This is a genomic window from Pseudomonas sp. NPDC087612 (genome assembly GCF_044743505.1).
Taxonomy (GTDB): domain Bacteria; phylum Pseudomonadota; class Gammaproteobacteria; order Pseudomonadales; family Pseudomonadaceae; genus Aquipseudomonas.
Genome location: NZ_JBIUWO010000002.1, coordinates 301,026 through 325,375 on the forward strand (window position 1 = coordinate 301,026; position 24,350 = coordinate 325,375).

Here is a 24,350-nt window from a genome sequence, read left to right on the forward strand (position 1 = left end):
AGCTGGGGGCATTGCCAGTCAAAGTTGGTACTTTGGTGCCAACTCAAACCGACCGAACAGGCCGTTGCCGGGCTGGCAATGGCCCCGAACAGAGGAACGACCGTGCATAACGTCGTCATCAGCGGCACCGGCCTGTACACCCCGGCCAACAGCATTTCCAACGAAGAGCTGGTGGAGTCCTTCAATACCTACGTGCAGCAGTTCAACCGCGACAACGCCGCCGCCATCGAGCGCGGTGAAGTCCAGGCCCTGGCCGAGTCCAGCGCCGCCTTCATCGAAAAAGCCTCGGGTATCAAGAGCCGCTTCGTCATGGACAAGGACGGCATCCTCGATCCGCAGCGCATGAAGCCGCGCCTGCCCGAGCGCTCCAACGACGAACCGTCGATCCTCTGCCAGATGGCCGTGGCCGCCGCCGAGCAGGCCCTGCAACGCGCCGGGCGTACTGCCGCCGACGTCGATGCGGTGATCGTTGCCTGTTCCAACCTGCAGCGCCCGTACCCGGCGATTGCCATCGAAGTGCAGCAGGCGCTGGGCATCAACGGCTTTGGTTTCGACATGAACGTAGCCTGCTCGTCGGCCACCTTCGGCATTCAGACTGCCTGCAACAGCGTACAGTTGGGCCAGGCCCGCGCAGTGCTGGTGATCAGCCCGGAAATCTGCACCGGCCACCTGAACTTCCGTGACCGCGACAGCCATTTCATCTTTGGTGATGCCGCCACCGCCGTGTTGGTGGAGCGCGCCGACCTGGCCACCTCCAGGCACCAGTTCGACATCGTCAGCACCAAACTGCTGACCCAGTTCTCGAACAACATCCGCAACAACTTCGGCTTCCTCAACCGCGCAGCCGAAGAGGGCATTGGCGCCCCCGACAAGCTGTTCGTCCAGGAAGGCCGCAAGGTGTTCCGCGAGGTCTGCCCGATGGTCGCCGAGCTGATCGGCCAGCACCTGACCGAGAACAACCTCAATGTCAGCGACGTCAAGCGCTTCTGGCTGCACCAGGCCAACCTGAGCATGAACCACCTGATCGTGAAGAAACTGCTTGGTCGTGACGCCCTCGAAGAAGAGGCACCGGTCATCCTCGACAGCTACGCCAACACCAGCTCGGCAGGCTCGGTAATCGCCCTGCACAAGCATCAGGACGACCTGCCACAGGGCGCCCTGGGCGTGCTCAGCTCGTTCGGGGCCGGCTATTCGATCGGTAGCGTGATCCTGCGCAAGCGTTGAGCTGCAACTACCGGTGAAGTGTCCCACGTTGTTGCGACACTTCACTGATAGCGTTGGCTGTAACAAATCCGCCTAATCGGACTCTACCCGCAGAACGATGGATGGATGGCGATGACTGCTGAACAACAAACCCGCTTGCTGGAGCGGCTGCTCAAGGGTGAGCAACAGGCGTTCAAGGAACTGGTCGACAGCTATCAGGGCGCCATGCGCGCAGTGGCCTATGCGATTGTCGGCAGCCGGCATGCCGACGAAGCGGTACAGGACGCCTGGCTGGCGGTGGTGCGCAACCTCAAGGGGTTCGAGCAGCGCTCGAGCCTGAAAACCTGGCTGCTGACCATTACCGCCAACGCGGCCAAGACCCGCTACAAGCAAAATCGTCGCGAAGTGCTTCTCGATGACCTGCCAGGCCCGCATGGCACCATTGGCGATGAGCGCTTTGCTACCGACGGCCACTGGCTGCAAGGGCCTTCGGCCTGGCATGAGGACACCCCGGAAGCCCTGCTCAGCCGCGAGCAGATGCGTGAATGCCTTGAGCACACCTTGCTCAGCCTGTCGGAACTGCAATGCAGTGTGCTGGTGCTACGCGAGCGCCAGGGCCTGGAGCTGGAGCAGATCTGTAATCTTCTCGAGATTTCCCTCTCCAATGTCCGCGTGTTGCTGCACCGCGCGCGCCTGAAGGTCTTTGCCACTCTGGAACATTTCGAGGAAACCGGTCAATGCTGAGCTGCAAGGAACTCGTCGCCCGCTCCAGCGACTATCTCGACGGACAACTGACCCTGGGCGAGCGCCTGATGGTCCGTCAGCACTTGTTGTTCTGTCGCCATTGCCGGCGCTTTCTCAAGCAGATGCGCGTGGCCCAGGCCACGGTACGGGCCTTGCCGGAGCAGTCGGCGGGTGACAGCGAGGCATTGGCTGAGCGTCTGGCGCGCGAGCTGAAAAACTCCTGAATCCGGCTCGGGAAGCTCTGCAACGGAGCTTTCCGGCTTATTTCATTTCGAAGTAAAAAAGTTCCCCTGTCACAAAACATTTATCTAAAAGCCACTGATCTGACATACACCCCCGCCAAGATTCCTCCCCAGCACAAGTGGCCTGAGCCGCGTGTTTTTCCAACATTATCAAGACCATAAAGTAGGGGAGCTTCTTCGATGATCCGTAAGCACTTCGCAGGTTTCGTAGCCAGCGCCTTGGCCATGGCCGTTACCGCCCAGGCTTTCGCGGGTACCGTGACCACCGACGGCGCCGATATCGTAGTCAAGACCAAGGGTGGCCTCGAGGTCGCTACCACCGACAAGGAATTCAGCTTCAAGCTGGGCGGTCGGATCCAGGCTGACTACAGCCGTTTCGACGGTTTCTACACCAACAACGGCAATACCGCCGACGCCGGTTACTTCCGCCGCGCCTACCTGGAACTGGGCGGCGTGATGTACAAGGACTGGGCCTACCAGATCGCCTACGACTTCTCGCACAACTCCGGCGGTGACAACCGTTCCGAAGACGGCTACTTCGATGAAGCGTCCCTGGCCTACAACGGCTTCAGCCCGGTATCGATCAAGGTTGGTCGTTTCGACCCCGAGTTCGGCCTGGAAAAAGCCACCAGCTCCAAGTGGGTGACCGCGCAGGAACGTACTGCCGCCTATGACCTGGTCGACTGGACCAACGCCCACAACGGCGGCCTGGGTATCCAGGCTTCGGGTACCGTCGGTGACTCGCTGTACGGCTCGGTCGGTGCCTTCGCCAAGGACGCCACCAACCAGGACAAGGACGGCGACAGCACCAAGCAGTTCAACCTGCGCGGCGTCTTCGCGCCGATGCACGAAGCCGGCAATGTCCTGCACTTCGGTATCAACTACGCCCAGCGTGACCTCTCCGACACCGCCTTCGATGGTCGTATCCGCAGCCGCCTGGGCATGCGCGGCGTCAGCACCGACGGTGGCCAGGATGCCGGCAGCAACGGCAACCGCCTGACCCTGGGCGGCGCCAACAACACCCCGGCCGGTGCCTACGACACCGACAAGGCCTGGGGCCTGGAAGCGGCATGGGCCATGGGCCCGTTTTCGGTACAGGGCGAATACGTCAAGCGTGACGTCCAGGCCGACAGCGCCTCGTTCTCCGACATCAAGGCAGACGGCTACTACGGCCAGCTGGCCTACACCATCACCGGTGAAGCCCGTGGCTACAAGCTCGGCAAGTTCGACAGCATCAAGCCTTCGAACAAGCAGATCGGTGCCTGGGAAGTGTTCTACCGCTATGACCACCTGAGCGTCGATGACGACAACGGCGCCTTTGCCAACATCGATGATGTCGAAGGCAAGGTCCACAACGTCGGCCTGAACTGGTATGCCAACGAGTCGATCAAACTCAGCGGCGTGTACGTCAAGGCCAAGGTCGACAACGCCCAGAACGCTGCCGGCGACGACAGCGGCGACGGTTTCGTAATGCGCGCGCAGTACGTGTTCTAAGCAACACCGCTCCTCATCCGTTAGATCTTCAGCCCCGCTTGCGCGGGGCTTTTTTTCGTCTGCGCGACGAGGCAGACTGCGCCAATGCCCAAGCTCATCCTGCAACACCTAGCCGAACTCACGCCTGCCACCTGGGACGCCCTGGTGCCGGGGGACCAGCCGTTCCTGCGCCATGCATTCCTGTGCAGCCTGGAGGACAGCGGCAGTGTCAGCCGTCGTACCGGCTGGAGCCCCGCGCACCAGTTGCTGACCGACAGCGCCGGGCAACTGCGAGCGGCCTTGCCGGCTTACGTGAAGACCCATTCGTTCGGCGAGTACGTGTTCGACCACGGCTGGGCCGATGCCTGTGAGCGGGCGGGTATTGCCTACTACCCCAAGCTGCTGTGTGCCGTGCCGTTCTCGCCGGTGACCGGCCCACGGCTGCTGGGCGACCCGCAGGCGGCGGCCGAGTTGGTGGATCAACTGACCGATGAACTGTTCGAGCAGGGGATGTCCGGCGCCCATATCAACTTCACCGATGCGCAGGCGGATGCGCTGATGCGCGAGCGTGACGGCTGGATGGAGCGCCTGGGATGCCAGTTTCACTGGCGTAACCAGGGCTACCGCGACTTCCAGGATTTTCTCGATACCTTGAGTTCACGCAAGCGCAAGCAAATGCGCAAGGAGCGCGAGCAGGTGGCGGGGCAGGGTATCGAGTTTCGCTGGTTTCGCGGCGAAGCGCTGAGTGAGGCGCAGTGGGATTTCGTCTTCGCCTGTTATGCCAATACCTATGCTGTACGCCGCCGTGCGCCGTATCTGACCCGGGAATTCTTCAGCCTGCTGGCCGAGCGTATGCCTGAGTCAATACGCGTGGTGATGGCGCGCCAGAGCGGGCGTGATGTGGCCATGGCCTTCAGCCTGGTCGGTGGCGACAGCCTGTATGGCCGTTATTGGGGCTGCCTGGACGAGTTCGACCGGCTGCACTTCGAGACCTGTTTCTACCAGGGCATGGATTGGGCGATTGCCGAGGGTTTGCAGCGCTTTGATGCCGGTGCGCAGGGCGAGCACAAGTTGATTCGCGGCTTTGAGCCGGTGATCACCCGCTCCTGGCACTATCTGCTGCACCCGGGCTTGCGCCGGGCGGTGGAGGAGTTCCTTGAGCAGGAGCGGGCAGGCGTGTTGGCTTATGCCCAGGAAGCGCGTTTGGCGTTGCCTTATCGGCAAGGTTGAGGGCCTCATCGCGGGTCAAGCCCGCTCCCACACTGGTCCTGTGTGGGAGCTGGCTTGCCAGCGATGAAGACACCACGGTGTTCAGTCGATCCCGACAAACCCCCCCGTCTGGTGGTGCCACAACCGCGCATACAGGCCCTGATGCGCCAGCAACTCCGAGTGGCTGCCCATCTCGGCAATCCGGCCTTTTTCCAGCACCACCAGGCGGTCCATGCGGGCAATGGTCGACAGCCGGTGGGCAATGGCAATCACGGTCTTGCCTTGCATCAGGGTTTCCAGGCTTTCCTGGATTGCCGCTTCGACTTCCGAGTCCAGCGCTGAGGTGGCCTCGTCCATGATCAGGATCGGCGCATTCTTGAGCAGCACCCGGGCTATGGCGATGCGCTGGCGCTGGCCGCCGGAAAGCTTGACCCCGCGCTCACCGACATGGGCATCGAAGCCGGTCCGGCCCTGAGCGTCGGACAGCTGCGGGATGAACTCGTCAGCCCGTGCCCGGCGCACCGCTTCCCACAGCTCTTCTTCAGTGGCATCGGGCCGGCCATAGAGCAGGTTTTCGCGGATCGAGCGGTGCAGCAGTGAGGTGTCCTGGGTGATCATACCGATTTGTGCGCGCAGGCTGGCCTGGGTCACCTGGGCGATGTCCTGGCCATCGATGAGGATGCGCCCGCTTTCCAGGTCGTAAAGGCGCAGCAGCAGGTTGACCAGGGTCGACTTGCCGGCGCCGGACGGGCCGATCAGGCCGATCTTCTCGCCGGGGCGGATGTCCAGGTTGAGGCCATCGATGATGCGGCTGCCCTTGCCATAGTGAAAGCTGACGTTGTCGAACTTGACCCCGCCGCGTTCGACCTTGAGCTTGGGCGCGCTAGGCGAGTCGTTGACGCTGACCGGCTGGGCGATGGTCTGCAGGCCGTCCTGGACCATGCCGATGTTCTCGAAGATGCCGTTGACCACCCACATGATCCAGCCCGACATGTTGACGATGCGGATCACCAGGCCGGTGGCCAGGGCGATGGCGCCGACGGTGATCAGCGACTGGGTCCACAGCCACAGGGCCAGGCCCGTGGTGCTGACGATCAGCAGGCCGTTGAGGCTGGTGATGACCACGTCCATGCTGGTGACCACGCGGGCGGCCAGCTGGGTTTTTTCGGTTTGTTCGCTGATCGCTTCGCGGGCGTACTGCTGCTCGAAGTCGGTATGGGCGAAGAGTTTCAGGGTGGCGATGTTGGTGTAGCCATCGACGATGCGGCCCATGAGCTTGGAGCGGGCATCGGAGGAGATCACCGCACGGGCCTTGACCCGTGGCACGAAGTAGTAGAGCGCGCCGATGTAGCAGGCGATCCAGGTGATCAGCGGCAGCATCAGCCGCCAGTCGGCCTCGGCAAACAGCACCAGCGAGCTGATCGCGTAGATCAGCACGTGCCATAGCGCGTCCACCGCTTGCACCGCAGAGTCGCGCAACGAGTTGCCGGTCTGCATGATGCGCTGGGCGATGCGCCCGGCAAAATCGCTCTGGAAGAAGTTCAGGCTCTGCTTGAGCACGTAGGTGTGGTTTTGCCAGCGGATCATGCTGGTCATGCCCGGGCTGATGGTCTGGTGCACCAGCAGGTCGTGCAGGCCGACGAACACCGGGCGCAGCAACAGCGCCACCACCAGCATCCACGTCAGCTCGCCGCCGTGCTCGCTGAAAAAGTTGACGTTCGGCGTGCCCTGGGCCAGGTCGATGATCCGGCTCAGGTAGCTGAACAGCGCCACTTCGATCAGCGCACCGATCAGGCCGACCACCAACAGGGCGGCAAAGCTCGGCCAGACCTGGCGCAGGTAGTACACGTAGAACGGCCACACCGTGGTCGGCGGCGCCGCAGTGGGCGCCTCACGGAAAATGTCGATCAGTTTTTCGAAGCGGCGAAACAGCATGAAAACGGTAACTCCTGTTCAGTTCGACCCGCGGGCCCGGTTCACGTCCCTGTGAAGCCCAAGGTCAGTCGATGCGTTTGGCCGACTTGATGAATACCGGGTCGACCGGCACATCGCGCATGCCTTTTTTCACTGTGGTGGGCGAGTTGACGATCTGGTCGACCACTTCCATGCCTTTGACGACCTTGCCGAACACCGCGTATCCGCGGTCGCGGCCCGGGTCGAGGAAGGCATTGTCGGCGACGTTGATGAAGAACTGGCTGGTGGCCGAGTTCGGGTCGGAGGTGCGCGCCATCGACAGCGTGCCACGGACGTTCTGCAGGCCATTGCTGGCTTCGTTGCGGATCGGGTCCTTGGTGGGCTTTTGCACCATCTGCTCGGTGAAGCCACCGCCCTGGACCATGAAGCCCGGGATCACCCGGTGGAACACGGTGTTGTTGTAGAAACCGCTGTCCACGTACTGCAGGAAGTTCTTGCTGCTGATCGGCGCCTTGGTTTCGTTCAGTTCGATTTCGATCTTTCCGAAGCTGGTATCGAGCAGTACATGAGGTGCTTTTTCGGCGGCCATCAGGCTGGTGGCGAAAACGACCGAGCAGGTGGCGAGCAGGAGTTTTTTCAGCATGGGCTCAATGATCCTTGAGAGGTGGTGGACGCCGCCAGGAACTGCAGCAGCGTCTGATTGAAGACGTGAGGTTGATCCAGGGGTGTAGCGTGCCGGGAATCTTCGATAACCGCCAGCCGTGCCTGTGGAATCAGCGCAACGTAGCGCTCTTTAAGTTGTACCGGGGTGTAATCCTGGTCGGCGCTGATGACCAGGGTAGGACAGCGAATCTGCCCCAGGCGTTGCGCCACGCCCCAGCCGACTATGGCGTCGAAACTGGCCAGGTAGGCGCGTTTGTCGTTCTTTGCCCAGCGCTCGGCCATCTTGCGGCGTAAATCGGCCTGCTGCGGCTTGGGGAACAACCGCTCGGCCAGGCCCTTGCCGATGGTTTCAAGGCTCAGCACGCGGGCCAGGGCCCAGCGCTTGGCCCACCAGATCCAGTCACTGCGGCTGCGGCGCTTGACCTCCGGGGCGCTGTTGACGATGCACAGGCTGCGCAGCCACTGGGGATGATCGACGGCAAACTGAAAGCCGACCATGCCGCCCATGGACAGCCCGACCAGGTGCACGGGGCCGGTCTGCAACCGCTCGAGCAGGGCCAGCAGGTCGGCGCTGAAGCTGGCGATGCTATAGCGCTCGCGTGGCTTGTCGGAGCGGCCATGGCCACGGATGTCCATGAGGATCACGTGGTAGTGGCGAGCCAGGTCCGGCACCTGCATTTCCCAGTCCTGGCAACTGGAGCCCAGGCCATGCAACAGCACCAGCGGCTCGCCCTGGCCGTATTCCTCGTAGTGTAGCGAGCAACCTTCATGTTCGAAGTAGGCCATCGGCGTGATTCCTGTCAGGCTTGGGCGGGCGCGGCGAAGGGCACATCCAGCGGTGCGGTGTCGAAATTGCGCAGCAACTCGACGAGGATCTGCGTTGCCGGGCCCAGGGGTTTGTCCTTGTTCGAGTAAAGGTAGAACAGTGGGTGGCGACTGCCACCCTGATCCAGTGGTAAAGGCTTGAGCAGGCCTTCACGCAGCTCGCGTTCGATCAGGTGCCGCGGCAGCCAGGCAAAGCCCAGGCCGCTGCTGACGAAAGTGGCGGCGGTGGCCAGGCTGCCGACCGTCCAGCGCTGTTCGGCGCCCAGCCAGCCGACATCGCGTGGCTGGGCGCGGCCTGAATCGCGAATCACCACCTGCAGCTGGCTTTCCAGGTCCTGGAAGCTCAGTTCCCGGTTCAAGCGGTGCAGGCTGTGTTCGGGGTGGGCGACGGCGACGAATTCGACCGAACTCAGTTCGGTGCCCAGGTAGCCGGAAATGTTGAAGCCGCTGATGGCAAGGTCCGCAATGCCTTCATGCAGCACCTCTTCGACCCCGGACAGCACCTCTTCGCGCAGGCGCACCCGGCAGCCACGGCTTTGCGGCATGAACGCGCTCAAGGCGCGGACCAGGCGGGCATTGGGGTAGGCGGCATCGACCACCAGGCGCACTTCGGCTTCCCAGCCCTGTTCCATGTGATGGGCCAGGTCTTCAAGCTGGCTGGCCTGCTTGACCAGTTGCCGCGAGCGGCGCAGCAGCACGTTGCCGGCCTCGGTCAGCACCGCCTTGCGCCCGTCGATACGCAGCAGCGGTACGCCGAGCTGGTCCTGCATGCGCGCCACGGTATAGCTCACCGAGGATTGCGAACGGTGCAGGGCCTCGGCGGCCTGGGCAAAACCGCCGTGATCGACCACCGCCTGCAGGGTCCGCCACTGATCCAGGGTTACGCGCGGCGCTTTCATCTTCGGCTCCTGTTGTCCTAAGCTGGCGCTCTTTCATGGAGAGCGTCGTATGAAGAAATGTTGTGCTGTATTGCTGGCCCTGCTTCCGCTCACGGCCCTGGCCTATCCCATCGACGTGAAAAAAGACATCGACGGCGTCAAGGTCGACTACACCACCTACGACACCGACCGTGACATCGGTTCGATCAGCGTCAACAACTATGGCGACGTCGATGCCCAGTGCAAGGTGACTTTCCGCAATGGCCCGGAAGCGCCACGGGTACGCCGGGTGAATGTGCCGGCGAAAAAAAGCGTCGACGCCACTGCCAAGTTCAACCGGGAAATCATCAAGCTGCGCATCACCTTGGACTGCAAGCCGAAATAAAACAATTTAACTGATAGGTTGGACCCAGTTTTTACGCTTTTTTATCGATAGGTCAATCATTAATCTTGCCTCCATCGACTTACCGAACTCGCCGATGGAGGCAAGCCCCATGTCCCGTGTACTCGTCATCGAAAGCAGCGCCCGCCAGCAGGACTCGATCTCCCGGCAACTGACCCGCGACTTCGTCAGCCAGTGGCAAGCCGCCCACCCAGCCGACCAGGTGACCCTGCGCGACCTGGCCGTCAACCCGGTGCCGCACCTGGATGGCAACCTGCTCGGCGGCTGGATGAAGCCCGAAACCCAGCGCAATGCCGAAGAGCTAGAGGCCCTGGCACGCTCCAACGAGCTCACCGATGAAGTGCTGGCCGCCGATGTGCTGGTGCTGGCCGCGCCGATGTACAACTTCACCATCCCCAGCACCCTCAAGGCCTGGCTGGACCACGTACTGCGCGCCGGCATCACCTTCAAGTACACCGAAACCGGGCCCCAGGGCCTGCTGACCGGCAAGCGCGCCTACATCCTTACCGCTCGCGGCGGCATCCATGCCGGCGCCAGCAGCGATCACCAGGAACCTTACCTGCGCCAGGTCATGGCCTTCATCGGTATCCATGACGTGACCTTCATCCACGCCGAAGGCCTGAACATGGGCGGTGATTTCCACGAGAAGGGCCTGAACCAGGCCAAGGCGCAGCTTGCCGCCGTGGCCTAAGCCGGCAATGAAATTTCCCGCCTGACACCTGTTGCTCCTTTGGGTGTACCTGCCCGGTCTGCCTTGCGCGTGACCGGGCTTTTTTATGCGGTTTGCCGTGCTAGCCGGCCTTGCCAGCGACTATTGCCGGGCTAGCCGCTAACCGTTAAGGTCGCCGCCTCCACAGCAAGGGGCCAACATGGGCTATTTATTGATCGTCGCGCTGATCCAGGCGTTTTCCTTCAGCCTGATCGGCGAGTACCTGGCCGGGCATGTCGACAGCTATTTCGCCGTGCTGGCGCGGGTGCTGCTGGCCGGCCTGGTGTTCCTGCCGCTGACCCGCTGGCGCCAGGTCGAAGCGCGCTTCATGCGTTCGATGCTGCTGATCGGTGCGCTGCAGTACGGCATCACCTATGTCTGCCTGTACCTGAGCTTCCGCGTGCTGACGGTGCCGGAGGTGCTGCTGTTCACCATTCTCACGCCCTTGCACGTGACCCTGATCGAGGATGCCCTGAACCGGCGCTTCAACCCCTGGGCGTTGGTGGCGGCGCTGGTGGCGGTTGCCGGCGCGGCGGTGATTCGCTTCGACAGCATCAGCCCGGACTTTTTCATCGGCTTCTTGCTGCTGCAACTGGCTAACTTCACCTATGCCGCCGGGCAGGTGCTGTACCGTCACCTGATCGCGCGCAACCCCAGCGACCTGCCGCATTACCGGCGTTTCGGTTACTTCTACCTGGGCGCCTTGCTGGTGGTGCTGCCGGCCTTTTTGCTGTTTGGCAACAGCCAGCACCTGCCGAGCACCGAGGTGCAATGGCTGGTGCTGCTGTTTTTGGGGCTGTGCCCGACGGCACTGGGCTTGTACTGGTGGAACAAGGGTGCCTGCCTGGTTTCCGGCGGCACCCTGGCGGTGATGAACAACCTGCACGTGCCGGTCGGCTTGCTGCTCAATTTGCTGATCTGGAACCAGCACGAGCCGCTCGGCCGGTTGTTCATCGGCGGGGCGGTGATCCTCGCGTCGCTATGGCTCAGTCGTCTCGGCACTCAGCGCCCGCTGCTGGCTGGGCAGGGTCGAGGGTAACAGGCCGGCGCGCAGGTCATTGCCGCTGGGTTGCTGGTACAGGCTCAGGCCGAACTCCGGCATCACCGCCAGCAAGTAGTCGAAGATGTCGCCCTGGATCCGCTCGTAGTCGGCCCACGCCGTGGTGCGCGTGAAGCAGTAGATTTCCAGCGGCACGCCCTGGGCGGTGGTCTGCATCTGGCGGACCATGCAGGTCATGTTCGGCTGGATCTCCGGGTGGCTCTTCAGGTAGGCCAGGGCATAGGCACGGAAGGTGCCGATGTTGGTCATCCGGCGACGGTTGGCGGACAGTTCGGCGACATTGCCCTGGGCCTCGTTCCAGGCTCTGAGCTCACTGCGCTTGCGGGCAATGTAGTCGGTCAGCAGGCGTACTTCGCTCAGGCGCTGCTCCTCATCGGAGCGCAGGAAGCGCACGCCGCCGGCATCGATGAACAGGCTGCGCTTGATCCGTCGCCCGCCCGACTGCTGCATGCCGCGCCAGTTCTTGAACGACTCGGACATCAAGCGCCAGGTGGGGATGGAGACGATAGTCTTGTCGAAGTTCTGCACCTTGACCGTGTGCAGGGTGATGTCGACCACATCGCCGTCGGCGCCGACCTGGGGCATCTCGATCCAGTCGCCGACCCGCAGCATATCGTTGCTGGTCAGTTGCACGCTGGCGACGAACGACAGCAGGGTGTCCTTGTAGACCAGCAAGATGACCGCCGACATGGCACCCAGACCTGAGAGCAGCAACAGCGGCGAGCGGTCGATCAGGGTGGCGACGATGACGATGGCGCCGAACACGAACAGGACCATCTTCGCCAGTTGCACGTAACCCTTGATCGAGCGGGTACGGGCGTGCTCGGTGCGCGCGTAGATGTCCAGCAGGGCGTCGAGCAGGGCGCTCAGGGCCAGGGTCAGGAACAGGATGGTGAAGGCCAGGGCGACATTGCCAAGAAAATGCTGGCTGGTGGCGCTCAGCTCCGGCACCAGTTTGAGGCCAAACTGCACCACCAGTGACGGGGTGGTCTGGGCCAGGCGCTGGAACACTTTGTTCTCGCGCAGGTCATTGACCCAGTGCAGGGCTGGCTGGCGGCCAAGCAGACGGGCGGCGTGCAGCACCAGAAAGCGCGCCACGCGGCCGAGCAGCAGGGCGATCACCAGCAATACGCCCAGGCCGATACCGGCGTGCAGTAGCGGGTGTTGATCGAGGGTGCCCCAGAGGTCCAGGGTGTTTTGCCACAGCTGTTGAATGTCCATAACGGTGTCGTAAAGGGTCCGCAAGTCGAAAACAAGGCCATTAGAGCGCGGATCGGCAAGAAGTTGCCAAAAGAAATTCGGCTCCGACGCCGGAAAACGTTACCCTATGCAACTGAATTTTTTGCACATGCCCGAGGTACACCCGTGTTTTCCCAATTCGCCCTGCACGAACGCCTGCTCAAAGCCGTGGCCGAGCTGAAATTTGTCGAGCCGACGCCGGTGCAGGCAGCGGCCATCCCTTTGGCGTTGCAAGGGCGTGACCTGCGGGTGACGGCGCAAACCGGTAGCGGCAAGACTGCAGCCTTCGTCCTGCCAATGCTCAACCGCCTGGTTGACCTCAAGCAGAAGCGCGTCGAGATTCGTGCCCTGGTGCTGCTGCCGACCCGCGAGCTGGCGCAGCAGACCCTCAAGGAAGTCGAGCGCTTCTCCCAGTTCACTTTCATCAAGGCCGGGCTGATCACCGGTGGCGAAGACTTCAAGGAGCAGGCCGCGATGCTGCGCAAGGTGCCGGACGTGCTGATCGGCACCCCGGGCCGCCTGCTTGAGCAGCTCAATGCCGGCAACCTGCACCTGGAGCATGTCCAGGTCATCGTGCTCGATGAAGCTGACCGCATGCTCGACATGGGCTTTGCCGAAGACGTCGAGCGTCTGTGCAACGAATGCCCGAACCGCGAACAGACCATGCTGTTCTCCGCCACCACCGGCGGCGCCGGCCTGCGCGACATGATCGGCAAGGTGCTGAAAACCCCTGAGCACCTGATGCTCAACAGCGTCAGCCAGCTGGCCGAAGGCACCCGCCAGCAGATCATCACCGCTGACCACAACCAGCACAAAGAACAGATCGTGCAGTGGCTGCTGGAGAACGAGACCTACGACAAGGCGATCATCTTCACCAATACCCGAGTGATGGCCGACCGCATCTACGGTCACCTGGTGGCCAAGGACTACAAGGCTTTCGTCCTGCACGGCGACAAAGACCAGAAAGACCGCAAGCTGGCCATCGAACGCTTGAAGCAGGGCGGCGCCAAGATTCTCGTCGCCACCGACGTCGCCGCCCGCGGCCTGGACGTCGACGGCCTGGACCTGGTGATCAACTTCGACATGCCACGCAGCGGCGACGAATACGTGCACCGCATCGGCCGTACCGGCCGTGCCGGTAACGAAGGCCTGGCGGTGTCGTTGATCTGTCACGGCGACTGGAACCTGATGTCGAGCATCGAGCGCTACCTGAAGCAGACCTTCGAGCGCCGGGTCATCAAGGAAGTCAAAGGCACCTACACCGGGCCGAAGAAGGTCAAGGCCTCGGGCAAGGCGGCCGGTGTGAAAAAGAAAAAGACCGATAAAAAAGGCGACAAGAAGGTCGTGGCCAAGCGCAAGCCAACAGCCAAGCCAAAGCCTAACGCGCCGCTGGCCAGCGCCGACGGCCTGGCACCGCTCAAGCGCCGCAAGCCGGCGCCGGCTGCGGAGTAAGCGCCGGCTTCATAGCCCTCCCACAGGTTCTTTGCAGCCCTTGTGGGAGCGGCGGTGCGGCGACCCGACTTGACCCGCGATTGTTTCACCCCGATTTCAAGTCTTCTTCTCAGCGTTCTTCAATTCCTGCATCCGCTTGTCGATCAGCTGGCACTTGTCCGGCAAGTCCTTGCTGGCCGTGCCCAGCTCCATCTTCTGCAGCTCGTCGTTGATCTCCTTGGCCTTCTGCGGGTTCTGCTCGGTGAGCTTGCTCACTTCCTTGGCCAGTTCTTCGCGCTTGGCCGTCGCTTCTTCCAGCGTGCACGCCCAGCCGGGCAGGGCCAGCAGCAGGCTGGCGGCAGCGGCAATGTTCAACAGGGTTTTCATCGGCAGGCTCCTGGGCAATCAAGGTGAAGTCTTGCGGTTGAGCCTGGCCGGGCGGCGAAAGTTCAGTCGAACCGCAGCCGCGTACACCGGTCACAATCTTACCTACCCCTGATTGAGGCTATGCCGATGACCACCTACGACTGGGACCTGATCGAACGCCTGTTGCACGAAGCGCAGAACAGCGCCGGCCACAGTTTTACCCCCAGGCCTTACGCCGAGCAGCATGCGGCCCAGCTGGCGGCCGAAGGTGCAGCCCCTGGCGATCTCGATCATCTGAAAACCCTGGCATGTGAGTATGAAAAGCTGCTGTTCGAGCGCGGTTACTTTGCCTCACGCCCGGAAGACGAGGGCGGCAACGGCGAGAACTTCATCCTTACCGAGCGGGGCTCGCGGCTGCTGAGCCTGCTGGACAGCAGCATTCCGGGCAACGATCACCCGCGCCAGGTGCTGGATGAACAGGAGGATGCATTGGACGAGGCGACTTTCGATCATTTGGCCTCCAAGGCGCAGATTGCCTGAAGCAGGTAACACAAGGCTGGCATTGAGCGGCCGCCGCCGCTGATAATCGGCGCTGGATCCACTTCTGCCGAGAGCCTGCCATGTTGCTGCCAGAAACCGGGGGCGCCCGATGAGCGCCAGCCGCCGCAATACCGATGCCTTTGCCCTGCAAGTGATGCTGGTGCTGTGCCTGATCTGGGGCATCCAGCAGGTGATGATCAAGTGGGCCGCACCGGATATTGCCCCGGTGATGCAGCAAGCCATGCGCTCGGGGATGGCGGCAGTGCTGGTCGGCCTGCTGATGTGTTTTCGTGGCGGCTGGGACCAGGTCGCCAGCACCTGGCGCGGCGGGCTACTGGCCGGTTCCCTGTTTGGCCTGGAGTTTCTGTTCATCGCCGAAGGCCTGAAGCTGACCTCGGCGGCGCACATGTCGGTATTCCTCTACACCGCACCGGTGTTTACCGCCCTGGGCTTGCATTTCATGCTGCCCAGCGAGCGGCTGCGGCCCTTGCAGTGGCTGGGCATCCTGCTGGCCTTTGGCGGTATTGCCTTTGCCTTTGCCGGTGGCGTTTCCCTTGAGCATCTGGACGCACAAATGTTGCTGGGTGATGCCTTCGGGGTGCTGGCGGGCCTGGCCTGGGGCGCAACCACCGTGGTGGTGCGCGCTTCGCGGCTGTCGGAGGCGCCAGCGACCCTGACGCTGTTCTATCAACTGGCGGTCGGTTTTGTCGGCCTGCTGTTGATCGCTGTCGCCAGTGGCCAGGTTACCCAGGTGCAGTTCACCCCGCTGTCGATCGGCAGCCTGCTGTTTCAGGGCCTGATCGTGTCGTTTTTCAGCTACCTGACCTGGTTCTGGCTGCTGCGCCGCTATCTGGCCTCGAACCTGGCGGTGTTCTCGTTCATTACGCCGTTATTCGGGGTGACTTTCGGCGTGCTGTTGCTGGGCGAGCCGTTGAGCCTGAATTTCGTCCTCGGCGCGATCATGGTGCTGCTCGGGGTGACCCTGGTCAGCGCTGAGCAGTGGGTGCGCCGGCGCCTGCGCAGCCTGCTCGGCTAGCCTGCGGGCGCAACAGCAGCAGGCCGGCGAGCACCAGGCCGCTGGCGGCGATCAGCAGCGCTGCCTGCAGGCTGCCGGCGAACTGATTGCTCAGCGCCGCCAGCAGCGGTCCACTGAGCTGGCCCAGGGCAAAACAGGCGGTCAAAAGCCCGGCATTGCGCTGGCTGGCGTGCGGTGCCAGCTCCCGCGAGCGTTGCATCACCAGCTGCATGCAGGCCAGGAACGGGCCGCCACAGAGGATCACCCCCAGCGCCAGGCCCGGGCCGTTGCCCAGCAGGCAGGCGAACACGCCGGCGGCCTGCAGCCACAGGGTCGCGATCAGCCAGCTTGAGGTGCTGCCCATGCCCGGGCGGCGCAGGCTGACCAGCAGCACGCCTAGCGCCGCCGCCAGACCAAAACCGGGCCAGAACAGGTCGGCCAGCCACTGCCCGTGAAAGCGCGCACTGGCCATCTGCGACATGAAGGTCGCGGGGATGATGTAGCCAATACCGTACAGCGCATACACCAGGCCCAGGCGGGCAATTCCTTGCCCGGCTGGCTGGACGCGCGCCCCGCTGACAGTAGGCGCTAGCGCCTGCGGGCGTGGCAGCGCTGGCAGCACGATCAGCAGCATCAACAGGGCAACGGCGGCATAGATTAACCACAGCGGCGCCGAGCCCAGTCCGTTGAGGTTGGTGATCAGCGCCAGCATTCCGGTTAAAAAAATTCCCACCCCGGGCCCGGCAAACACCAGGGCGCCGAGCCGTGGCCGATTGCTGGCCGCTGCCACCTGCTGGCTGAGGCTGGTGAGCATCACCAGCACCCAGGCGCTGGCCACGCCGGTGCCAAAGCGCAGCAGCAGGTGAGCCCAGAAACCGCTGGCCGAGAACGACGCCAGGGTCAGCACGACGCACAGCCACAGCCCACCGTGCAGGCGCGCACTGACCTGGCCCGGGCGGCGGGCGAACATCGCATCCAGGGCGCCGAGCAGATAGCCCAGGTAGTTGGCGGCGGCGATCAGGCCGGCGGCGGTCAGGCTGACCTGCCCTTCGCTGATCAGGTGCGGCAGCTGTGGAGTGAGGGCGAAGCGGCCGATGCCCATGGCCATCATCAGGGCAACGGCACAGGCGAGAAGGCGAACAACTGGCGACATGGCGGCAATTCCTGCACAAGCGTGAATGACCGTCAGGCTAAAGCCGGTTGACTTTCAATAAAATTGAATAATGATGAGCAACTTGTTCTGTTTTGGAGAATAGCTGGTGGAGCTCAGCCAATTGCGGATTTTCCAGGCGGTGGCCGAGGAGGGCTCGGTGACCCGCGCCGCCGAGCGCCTGCACCGGGTGCCGTCGAACCTGTCGACGCGCCTGCGCCAGCTCGAAGAGCAACTGGGCGTTGAGCTGTTTCGCCGCGAGCGCCAGCGCTTGCAGCTGTCGCCGGCGGGCAAGGTGCTGCTCGATTACGCCGGGCGCATGCTCGCCCTGCACGATGAGGCCTTTGCCGCCGTGCAGGGCGGGCAGCCGGCCGGGGAGTTCGTGCTGGGCTCGATGTACAGCACTGCGGCCATTCATTTGCCCGACTTGCTGGCCCGTTACCACAGCGCTTACCCGGCGGTGAACCTGCAGGTGCAGGCGGCGCCCAGCGGCGAGTTGCTCGAAGGCTTGCTCAGCGGCCGCCTGGATGCCGCCTTGGTCGACGGGCCGCTGGCCCTGGCCGGGCTCGACGGCGTGCCGCTGTGCGACGAAACCCTGGTGCTGATCACCGAACCCGGCCATGGGCCGGTGCGCAGTGCCCGCGATGTCGCCGGGCGGGCGGTGTTCACCTTTCGTCAAGGCTGTTCGTACCGGATGCGCCTGGAGGCCTGGTATGCCCACGATCACGCGGCCATGGGCCGGGTCATGGAAATCGAGTCGTACCCGAGCATGCTCGCCTGTGTGATAGCCGGGGCTGGGGTTGCGTTGATGGCGCAGTCGATGCTCGACAGCCTGCCGGGCCGCGAACGGGTGGCGGTGCATCGCCTGCAGGCGCCGTTCGATCAGGCCACCACCTGGCTGATGTGGCGCAAGGGCATGCGCGGGGCGAATTTGAGCGCCTGGATCGATTTGCAACAAGGGGAAACAGTTACCCAGGCAGCGCAGATGGCGCAGGAGGCTTGATTGAGATCAAACTTGCCCTCAAGTCATGTTGCACAGACATGCGCATTGCAATACTTGGGACTATGATCTGTATGAAGCATCGCAGGATTTATTCGCCGTGCAGGCTGACCCGTAAGGGGGAGTTATGAGAAACCATCTGTTCAACTGGCTCCACGACCTGGCCGCTGCCCTGGGCCTGATCCCGCCACCGCTGCAGCCGGTGCCGATCCCTACCGACGAAGAACAGCGCAAGCGCCAGCCACGTCGCTAAAACACATCGGCCGCCGCATCATTGCTGATGCGACGGCCGTGGTGCACCTGTCTATCAGGCCAGGTTGACGGCGCCTACCGGGCGGCGCGACATCAGGCTGACTACCACAAAGCTCACCAGGCCGATCGCCAGGCTGTAGTAGATCGGCGTGTTGGCGTCCATCCCATCCATGATCATGAACGCCAGGGCGGTGACGAAGCCCAGGGTCATGCTGGTGATCGCCGCCGCAGTGGTGGCGCGTTTCCAGTAGATGGCGCCGATCAGCGGAATCAGCATGCCGCCCACCAGCAGGTTGTAGGCCAGGGTCAAGGCGCTGATCACATCGGTTACCACCAAGGCGATACCCAGTACGGCAATACCGGTCAGCAGGGTGAACAGGCGGTTGATGCCCAGGCTCGACTGCTTGCCGCCGCGCAGTTTCGGCAGCAGGTCTTCGGTCAGGACCGTGGAGGCGGCCAGCAGGCCGGCACTGGCGGTGGACATCATCGCTGCCAGCGCAGCGGCAATCACCAGGCCACGGATACCGTCAGGCAGGGTGGATTTGACGATCGCGGCAAAGGCGTTGTTGGCGTTGTCCAGGTCCGGCAGGAGGACATGCGCGGCCATGCCGATCAGTGCGCACACCAGGCCGTAGATCACGCAGTACACGCCAGCAGTGGTGCCTGCGTACTTGGCGACTTTCTCGTCACGGGCGGTGAACACCCGTTGCCAGATGTCCTGGCCGATCAGGATGCCGAAGAAGTAGATCAGGAAGTAGGTGATGATGGTGTCCCAGCCGATGGTGGTCAGGCTGAAGTTGCTGGCCGGCAGCTTGGCCACCAGTTGATCCCAGCCACCGACCTTGTACAGGCAGATGGGCAGCAGGACGAACATCAGGCCGACGGTCTTGATCACGAACTGGACGATGTCGGTCAGGGTCAGCGACCACATGCCGCCGATGGTCGAGTACACCACCACGACGCCACCACCGAGCAGGATCGCGCCCCAGAACGGCAGGTCGAACAGCACTTGCAAAACGGTGCCGATGGCCAGGGTCGAGGTCACCGCGATCATCAGCGCGTAGGCAAGCATGATCACCGCACTGGCCTGGCGGGCCATGGGGTTGTAGCGTTTTTCCAGCACCTGGGTAACGGTGAAGATCTTCAGGCGCAGCAGCGGCTTGGCCAGGAACAGGTTCAGGGCGATGATGCCCAGGCCCAGCGCGGCGCACAGCCAGAAGCCGGAAATCCCGTGGACATAGCCCAGGCGTACGGTGCCGACGGTCGACGCGCCGCCCAGTACCGTGGCGGCCATGGTGCCCATGTACAGGCTAGGGCCCAGGTTGCGCCCGGCCACCAGGTAATCTTCATGGGTTTTTGCCCGGCGCATGCCGAACCAGCCGAGCGCGAGCATGCCGGCGGCATAAATCAGAACAACGAATATGTCCAAGGCCATGGGTGTCTCCAATTATCTTTATTATGGTGAGATCGACCCCGGCGCCAGGCAAGCCTGGCGCCGGGTCATTCGTCTACTCAGTGGGCCGTCGTTGCGGCCCGACTGTCATGGCTCCTGCCCTGTTGCAACTCCTGGTGTACTACCGTTAGCGGCGAACCACGCCCGGCAGTGCACAGAGCATTTCGTACAGCAGGTTGGCACCGAGCAGCGAGGTGTTGCCGGTGGTGTCGTAAGGTGGCGAGACTTCCACCAGGTCGCAGCCGATCAGGTCCAGGCCCTGGCAACCACGGATGATTTCCATCGCCTGGATGGTGGTCAGGCCGCCGATTTCCGGGGTGCCGGTGCCCGGTGCCCAGGCCGGGTCGATACCGTCGATGTCGAAGCTCAGGTACACCGGGCCGCCACCGACTTTCTCGCGCACTTCGGCCATCAACGGCTCCAGCGACTTGTGCCAGCACTCTTCGGCCTGGACCACACGGAAGCCCTGCTTGCGGCTCCAGTTGAAGTCTTCGGCGGTATAGCCCTGGGCGCGCAGGCCGATCTGCACCACGCGGTCGCAGTCCAGCAGGCCTTCTTCGACGGCGCGGCGGAAGGTGGTGCCGTGGGCGATCTTCTCGCCGAACATGTGATCGTTGACGTCGGCGTGGGCATCGATGTGCACCAGCCCGACCTTGCCGTGCTTCTTGTGGATAGCGCGCAGGATCGGCAGGGTGATGGTGTGGTCGCCGCCCATGGTCATGGGGATGACGTTGTGTTCGAGGATCTCGTCGTAGGCTTCTTCAATGATCCGCACGGCGTCGAGCAGGTTGAAGGTGTTGATCGCCACGTCGCCGATATCGGCAACCGACAATGAATCGAAGGGCGCAGCGCCAGTGGCCATGTTGTACGGGCGGATCATCACCGATTCGGCGCGGATCTGCCGTGGGCCGAAGCGGGTGCCGGAGCGCAGCGAGGTGCCGATGTCCAGGGGGATGCCGATGAACGCGGCATCCAGGCCTTCGGCGCTTTGCAGGTGAGGGAGACGGAGCATGGTGGCGATGCCGCCGAAGCGCGGCATTTCGTTGCCGCCCAGTGGTTGGTGCAGAATCTTGTCCACGGTCGGGCCTCATCGATTCGATTGTTCTAGTTGTTGGAACCTGTCTGGCTGGCCCGGGGCAACCCCTGAAATGCCGGCAAGCAGGTGCATTGCGGCAGAGTCTGCAAAAGGTAGTGGATGAAAAGAATCGCTACAGGCAAATACTTAGTTCAGGTTTTTCTGAACTAATGCCGGTATTGCGGTTAGAATCCGGCCATCTGTAGCCCTGCGGACCGCGATCACATGGCCTCTGCCTTGCCCGACCTGAAACTCCTGCGCATCTTCGTCAGCATCGTGCGCCACCAGGGGTTTGCCAACGCCCAGCGCGAGCTGAACCTGTCGACCTCGGCCATCAGTACCTACATGAGCCAGCTCGAGGCGGCCCTTGGCATCGTCCTTTGTCATCGCGGCCGTGGCGGTTTCAGCCTGACCAGCAAGGGTGAACTGTTCCACCAGGAGACCTTGCGCCTGCTGGCAGAAATGGACGGTTTCGAGCAATACGCGGCGGCGCTCAAGGGGGAATTGCGTGGTACCCTCAACCTTGGGGTGATCGACTCCACCGTCGGCGATCGGGCCTTGCCTTTGGCTGAAGCTATCGGTGCCTACAGCCAGGAGCACCCGGCGGTGCACTTGCACCTGTCGGTGTCGAGCCCCTACGAGCTGCAGCTGGGGGTGCAGGACAACCGCCTGGACCTGGCCATCGGCGCGTTTTCCACGCGCATGAGCGGGCTGGTGTATCAGCCGTTGTACCGCGAGCAACATTGGCTGTATTGCAGCAACCGCCACCCGCTGTTCAACGAGCGGCGCATTCCCGAGCAGGTGATTACCCAGCAGCGCATGGTCGGTCGCGGCTACTGGAGCCAGGCTGAACTTGCCCGCCACGGCTTCAAGCACAGCGCGGCAACGGTGGAGAGCATGGAGGCGCAACTGATCCTGGTGTTGTCCGGCGCCTATATCGGCTACCTGCCGGAGCACTATGCCCAGGCCTGGGCTGACAAGGGTGATTTGCGGGTGTTATCACCGGCGACCTTCGGCTATCAGGCGCCATTCTCCATGATCATTCGCCGTGGCCGCAGCCGCGAACCCTTGATCCAGACCTTTCGCGATCTGCTCAAAGCGCAACTCACTCCAGCCTGAACGAAACGGCCCCTGAAAAATTTAGTCGGGGCTGCAAAAAATCCTGAAAATATCGGCCGCAACCCCGTAATTGCTCTGCTAAACCTGTATTGGCTTGATGAAATTTCCCATCTCTCCTTTGTAGGGATCGCCCAGATGCGCATGAATTTGCCCGTCACTGAGCATGAAAGAACCTTTCCGAGCGAACAGCGGCTGATTTCCACCACAGACCTCAACAGCCGCATCACCTATTGCAACGACGCCTTTGTCGCCATCAGCGGTTTTACCTATGAGGAATTGCTCGATCAGCCGCACAACCTGGTGCGTCATCCGGACATGCCACCCGCGGTGTTCGGGCATATGTGGGAAACCATCAAACAGGGCAAACCCTGGATGGGTGTGGTGAAAAACCGCGCCAAGAACGGGGATTTCTACTGGGTCAGTGCCTACGTTACGGCGATTTACGAGAACGGCCGGATCAGCGGCTACGAGTCGGTGCGCTCGGTGCCGACCCGCGAGCAGATACGCCGAGCCACGGCTTTGTATGCACGGTTGCGCCAGGGGCGCAGCCCGGTGCCGCTGGCGGCTCGGCTGGGCGCGACAGTGGAACACGGCTGGCCCTTGGTCGGCGCTGGCATCCTGTCTGTGATCAGCTACCTGTGGCTGCCCCAGTACGCCGCCCTGGGTGTGCTGATGGCCAGCCTGCTCAGCGCCTGGTACTTGATCGAGGCGCGGCAGAACCGGGTGATCCGCCGCACCCTGGGCGAACACCCGAAAGCCTTCACCAGCCCTCTGGTGGCCCTGACCTACAGCGACAACAGCGGCCTGCAGGGCCAGCTGGACCTGGCGATCATCAGTGAAGAAGCCCGCTTGCAAACGGCCCTGACGCGCCTGGTGGATGCCGGTGTCGGGGTCAAGACGCGCGCCGCGCAATCCTCCGACCTGTCCGGGGCCCAGGCGCAGATGCTCGACAAGCAACGCAGCGAAACCGATCAGTCGGCCACGGCGATTGCGCAAATGGCAGCGACCATCCAGGAAGTGACGCACAACGTGCAGAACACCGCTACGGCCGCCTCCGATGCCGATCACCTGGCCCAGCAGGGCAGTGACCTGGCGCAGCAAAGCCTGCGCGCCATGGGCAGCATGGCCGAGGCGGTCAGCGACATCGGCCAGGCGGTCAATGCCCTGGCCGACCAGACCCAGTCGATCGGCAGCGTGGTCGATGTCATCACCTCGATTGCCGAGCAGACCAACCTGCTGGCGCTCAACGCGGCGATCGAGGCGGCGCGGGCCGGCGAGCAGGGCCGGGGCTTTGCCGTGGTCGCCGACGAGGTGCGCTCGCTGGCCCAGCGTACCCGTACCTCGACCGAGGAGATCCACCAGATTATCGCCTCGTTGCGCGCCGGCGCCGAGCGGGCGGTGTCCAGTGCCAGCAAGGGCGAGCAGATCTCCCGCGACAGCGTGCACAGCGTCGAGGCGGTGCAGTCGGCGCTGGTGGGCATCACCCAGGCGGTCAGCCGCATCACCGGCATGAGCCAGCAGATGGCCACGGCCTCGGAACAACAGAGTCATGTCGCCGAGGACATCAACCAGCAGATCACCCGCATTGCCCAGCTCTGCGATCACAGCGCCGGGCAGGCCAAGCAGGGCGCCGAGATCAGCCAGGACCTCGAACGCATGGCCGATTACCTGTACAGCCTGGCCGAACGTTTCAACCGCTGAAGCTTTTCGTCTCTCCCACAGGGAAGTGGGCTTTTTTCGGGGCTGCTGTGGCACACTTTGCCCGCTCAGGAGAACCCGATGTCCAGAATCCACTGCGAGCGCTGCCTGCGCCCACAAGCCCATTGCCTTTGTCCGCTAATCCCTTCCCTCGACAGCCGTACCCGCGTGCTGTTGCTGCAGCATCCCAGTGAAGTGCGCCATGCGCTCAATACCGCCAAGCTGGCGGCGCTTGGCTTGCGCAATGCGCAATTGCACGTGGGCGAAGTGTTCGAGGATCTGCCTGAGCTGCTGCAAGCACCGGGGTACCGCAGTGCCTTGCTGTTTCCGGGCGATGCGGCGCAGCCGCTGGTGGCCTATGCCGACGGCGAGGATAAGCGACCGTGGCAACTGGTGGTGCCTGATGGCACCTGGCGCAAGGCGAGCAAGTTGCTGCATGTGAACCCGTTGCTCGGCACGTTGCCGCGAGTGACCCTGGCCCAGGTCCTGCCTTCGCGCTATCGCCTGCGCAAAGCGCCGCAGGCGGGGGCGTTATCGACTTTGGAGGCACTGGTGCAGGCGCTCAACGTGCTGGAGGCGCCGGTCAATTTTGACGCGCTGTTAAAACCGTTCGAGGCGCTGATCGAGGGGCAGATTGCGGCGATGGGGCGCGAGACCTACGAGCGCAATCATCTGCGTTGAGCCACTGC

Annotated in this window: 24 protein-coding genes and 2 pseudogenes; 17 read left to right on the forward strand and 9 right to left on the reverse strand. The window is 63.0% G+C overall.

What is annotated here, in order from left to right:
* Positions 1–102: 102 nt before the first annotated feature.
* The 5 genes from ACIOVF_RS05030 to ACIOVF_RS05050 all read left to right on the forward strand — a co-directional run bounded on the left by ACIOVF_RS05030 (position 103) and on the right by ACIOVF_RS05050 (position 4,892).
* Positions 103–1,224 carry a beta-ketoacyl-ACP synthase III gene (locus ACIOVF_RS05030; RefSeq protein ID WP_195883324.1) on the forward strand — a complete coding sequence of 374 codons (1,122 nt, stop codon included), beginning with the start codon at positions 103–105 and terminating at the stop codon, positions 1,222–1,224.
* Between the two features lie 111 nt (positions 1,225–1,335).
* Complete coding sequence (locus tag ACIOVF_RS05035; RefSeq protein ID WP_045193411.1) at positions 1,336–1,947, forward strand: RNA polymerase sigma factor; 612 nt, start codon at positions 1,336–1,338, stop codon at positions 1,945–1,947.
* Complete coding sequence (locus ACIOVF_RS05040) at positions 1,941–2,171, forward strand: anti-sigma factor (protein WP_045193410.1); 231 nt, start codon at positions 1,941–1,943, stop codon at positions 2,169–2,171. The genes ACIOVF_RS05035 and ACIOVF_RS05040 overlap by 7 nt, the downstream gene beginning before the upstream one ends.
* Positions 2,172–2,369: 198 nt before the next feature.
* On the forward strand, positions 2,370–3,683 hold the full coding sequence (locus ACIOVF_RS05045; protein ID WP_045193409.1) for an OprO/OprP family phosphate-selective porin: 1,314 nt from the start codon (positions 2,370–2,372) through the stop codon (positions 3,681–3,683).
* 84 nt (positions 3,684–3,767) lie between these two features.
* Complete coding sequence (locus ACIOVF_RS05050) at positions 3,768–4,892, forward strand: GNAT family N-acetyltransferase (protein WP_401287972.1); 1,125 nt, start codon at positions 3,768–3,770, stop codon at positions 4,890–4,892.
* An 81-nt stretch (positions 4,893–4,973) separates the two neighbouring features.
* On the opposite strand, the gene ACIOVF_RS05055 is transcribed toward ACIOVF_RS05050, so the two are convergent.
* The 4 genes from ACIOVF_RS05055 to ACIOVF_RS05070 all read right to left on the reverse strand — a co-directional run bounded on the left by ACIOVF_RS05055 (position 4,974) and on the right by ACIOVF_RS05070 (position 9,172).
* Positions 4,974–6,806, reverse strand: a complete 1,833-nt coding sequence (locus ACIOVF_RS05055; protein WP_401287975.1) for an ABC transporter ATP-binding protein — start codon at positions 6,804–6,806, stop codon at positions 4,974–4,976.
* A gap of 64 nt (positions 6,807–6,870) precedes the next feature.
* Positions 6,871–7,428, reverse strand: a complete 558-nt coding sequence (locus ACIOVF_RS05060; RefSeq protein ID WP_401287978.1) for a peptidylprolyl isomerase — start codon at positions 7,426–7,428, stop codon at positions 6,871–6,873.
* Complete coding sequence (locus ACIOVF_RS05065; RefSeq protein ID WP_401287981.1) at positions 7,422–8,234, reverse strand: alpha/beta fold hydrolase; 813 nt, start codon at positions 8,232–8,234, stop codon at positions 7,422–7,424. Before ACIOVF_RS05065 ends, ACIOVF_RS05060 begins: the two co-directional genes overlap by 7 nt.
* A 14-nt stretch (positions 8,235–8,248) precedes the next feature.
* On the reverse strand, positions 8,249–9,172 hold the full coding sequence (locus tag ACIOVF_RS05070) for a LysR family transcriptional regulator (RefSeq protein WP_045193404.1): 924 nt from the start codon (positions 9,170–9,172) through the stop codon (positions 8,249–8,251).
* A 49-nt stretch (positions 9,173–9,221) separates the two neighbouring features.
* Here ACIOVF_RS05070 and ACIOVF_RS05075 point away from each other — a divergent pair, with 49 nt between their 5' ends.
* The 3 genes from ACIOVF_RS05075 to ACIOVF_RS05085 all read left to right on the forward strand — a co-directional run bounded on the left by ACIOVF_RS05075 (position 9,222) and on the right by ACIOVF_RS05085 (position 11,302).
* On the forward strand, positions 9,222–9,536 hold the full coding sequence (locus ACIOVF_RS05075) for a hypothetical protein (protein ID WP_045193403.1): 315 nt from the start codon (positions 9,222–9,224) through the stop codon (positions 9,534–9,536).
* A 109-nt stretch (positions 9,537–9,645) separates the two neighbouring features.
* Positions 9,646–10,245, forward strand: a complete 600-nt coding sequence (locus ACIOVF_RS05080) for an FMN-dependent NADH-azoreductase (protein ID WP_045193402.1) — start codon at positions 9,646–9,648, stop codon at positions 10,243–10,245.
* A gap of 178 nt (positions 10,246–10,423) precedes the next feature.
* On the forward strand, positions 10,424–11,302 hold the full coding sequence (locus tag ACIOVF_RS05085; RefSeq protein WP_045193401.1) for a carboxylate/amino acid/amine transporter: 879 nt from the start codon (positions 10,424–10,426) through the stop codon (positions 11,300–11,302).
* Here the strand turns inward: ACIOVF_RS05085 and ACIOVF_RS05090 are convergent.
* A complete protein-coding gene (locus tag ACIOVF_RS05090) occupies positions 11,243–12,544 on the reverse strand; it encodes a mechanosensitive ion channel family protein (RefSeq protein ID WP_258610041.1) in 1,302 nt (433 codons plus the stop codon). The genes ACIOVF_RS05085 and ACIOVF_RS05090 overlap by 60 nt on opposite strands.
* Before the next feature lie 144 nt (positions 12,545–12,688).
* On the opposite strand from ACIOVF_RS05090, the gene ACIOVF_RS05095 reads away from it, so the two are divergent.
* Entirely contained in the window at positions 12,689–14,014 is a 1,326-nt protein-coding gene (locus ACIOVF_RS05095) for a DEAD/DEAH box helicase (RefSeq protein ID WP_045193399.1), read from the forward strand.
* 96 nt (positions 14,015–14,110) lie between these two features.
* Here ACIOVF_RS05095 and ACIOVF_RS05100 read toward each other — a convergent pair whose 3' ends face one another.
* Positions 14,111–14,380 carry a hypothetical protein gene (locus ACIOVF_RS05100; RefSeq protein ID WP_093385885.1) on the reverse strand — a complete coding sequence of 90 codons (270 nt, stop codon included), beginning with the start codon at positions 14,378–14,380 and terminating at the stop codon, positions 14,111–14,113.
* A gap of 126 nt (positions 14,381–14,506) precedes the next feature.
* Here ACIOVF_RS05100 and ACIOVF_RS05105 point away from each other — a divergent pair, with 126 nt between their 5' ends.
* Both ACIOVF_RS05105 and ACIOVF_RS05110 read left to right on the forward strand, forming a co-directional pair.
* Positions 14,507–14,899 carry a transcriptional regulator gene (locus ACIOVF_RS05105; protein ID WP_093385881.1) on the forward strand — a complete coding sequence of 131 codons (393 nt, stop codon included), beginning with the start codon at positions 14,507–14,509 and terminating at the stop codon, positions 14,897–14,899.
* Between the two features lie 109 nt (positions 14,900–15,008).
* Complete coding sequence (locus tag ACIOVF_RS05110) at positions 15,009–15,935, forward strand: DMT family transporter (protein ID WP_401287990.1); 927 nt, start codon at positions 15,009–15,011, stop codon at positions 15,933–15,935.
* On the opposite strand, the gene ACIOVF_RS05115 is transcribed toward ACIOVF_RS05110, so the two are convergent.
* A complete protein-coding gene (locus tag ACIOVF_RS05115; protein ID WP_401287993.1) occupies positions 15,886–17,067 on the reverse strand; it encodes an MFS transporter in 1,182 nt (393 codons plus the stop codon). The genes ACIOVF_RS05110 and ACIOVF_RS05115 overlap by 50 nt on opposite strands.
* A 106-nt stretch (positions 17,068–17,173) precedes the next feature.
* Here ACIOVF_RS05115 and ACIOVF_RS05120 point away from each other — a divergent pair, with 106 nt between their 5' ends.
* Together ACIOVF_RS05120 and ACIOVF_RS05125 are read left to right on the forward strand one after the other, a co-directional pair.
* Entirely contained in the window at positions 17,174–18,067 is an 894-nt protein-coding gene (locus tag ACIOVF_RS05120) for a putrescine utilization regulator PtrR (RefSeq protein WP_045193394.1), read from the forward strand.
* A 124-nt stretch (positions 18,068–18,191) separates the two neighbouring features.
* On the forward strand, positions 18,192–18,317 hold the full coding sequence (locus ACIOVF_RS05125) for a PA1414 family protein (protein WP_010223057.1): 126 nt from the start codon (positions 18,192–18,194) through the stop codon (positions 18,315–18,317).
* Positions 18,318–18,371: 54 nt separating this feature from the next.
* Here the strand turns inward: ACIOVF_RS05125 and ACIOVF_RS05130 are convergent, their stop codons facing one another.
* Together ACIOVF_RS05130 and speB are read right to left on the reverse strand one after the other, a co-directional pair.
* The gene (locus tag ACIOVF_RS05130; RefSeq protein ID WP_045193393.1) at positions 18,372–19,751 is read right to left on the reverse strand and encodes a sodium:solute symporter; all 1,380 of its coding nucleotides are present in this window, start codon (positions 19,749–19,751) and stop codon (positions 18,372–18,374) included.
* A gap of 145 nt (positions 19,752–19,896) precedes the next feature.
* Positions 19,897–20,847 (reverse strand): agmatinase, encoded by a 951-nt coding sequence (gene speB, locus ACIOVF_RS05135; protein WP_045193392.1) that lies wholly within the window; start codon positions 20,845–20,847, stop codon positions 19,897–19,899.
* 222 nt (positions 20,848–21,069) lie between these two features.
* Between speB and ACIOVF_RS05140 the strand changes: the two genes are divergently transcribed.
* From ACIOVF_RS05140 to ACIOVF_RS05155, 4 genes and pseudogenes are all read left to right on the forward strand, one after another.
* Positions 21,070–21,963, forward strand: coding sequence for a LysR family transcriptional regulator (locus ACIOVF_RS05140; protein ID WP_045193391.1), 894 nt, complete (start codon positions 21,070–21,072; stop codon positions 21,961–21,963).
* A 141-nt stretch (positions 21,964–22,104) separates the two neighbouring features.
* Positions 22,105–22,410 (forward strand): annotated as a pseudogene (locus tag ACIOVF_RS05145) (PAS domain-containing protein); the annotation flags it as partial.
* Between the two features lie 279 nt (positions 22,411–22,689).
* Positions 22,690–23,664 (forward strand): annotated as a pseudogene (locus tag ACIOVF_RS05150) (methyl-accepting chemotaxis protein); the annotation flags it as partial.
* Positions 23,665–23,742: 78 nt separating this feature from the next.
* A complete protein-coding gene (locus ACIOVF_RS05155) occupies positions 23,743–24,342 on the forward strand; it encodes a tRNA-uridine aminocarboxypropyltransferase (RefSeq protein ID WP_401287999.1) in 600 nt (199 codons plus the stop codon).
* Positions 24,343–24,350: the final 8 nt, after the last annotated feature.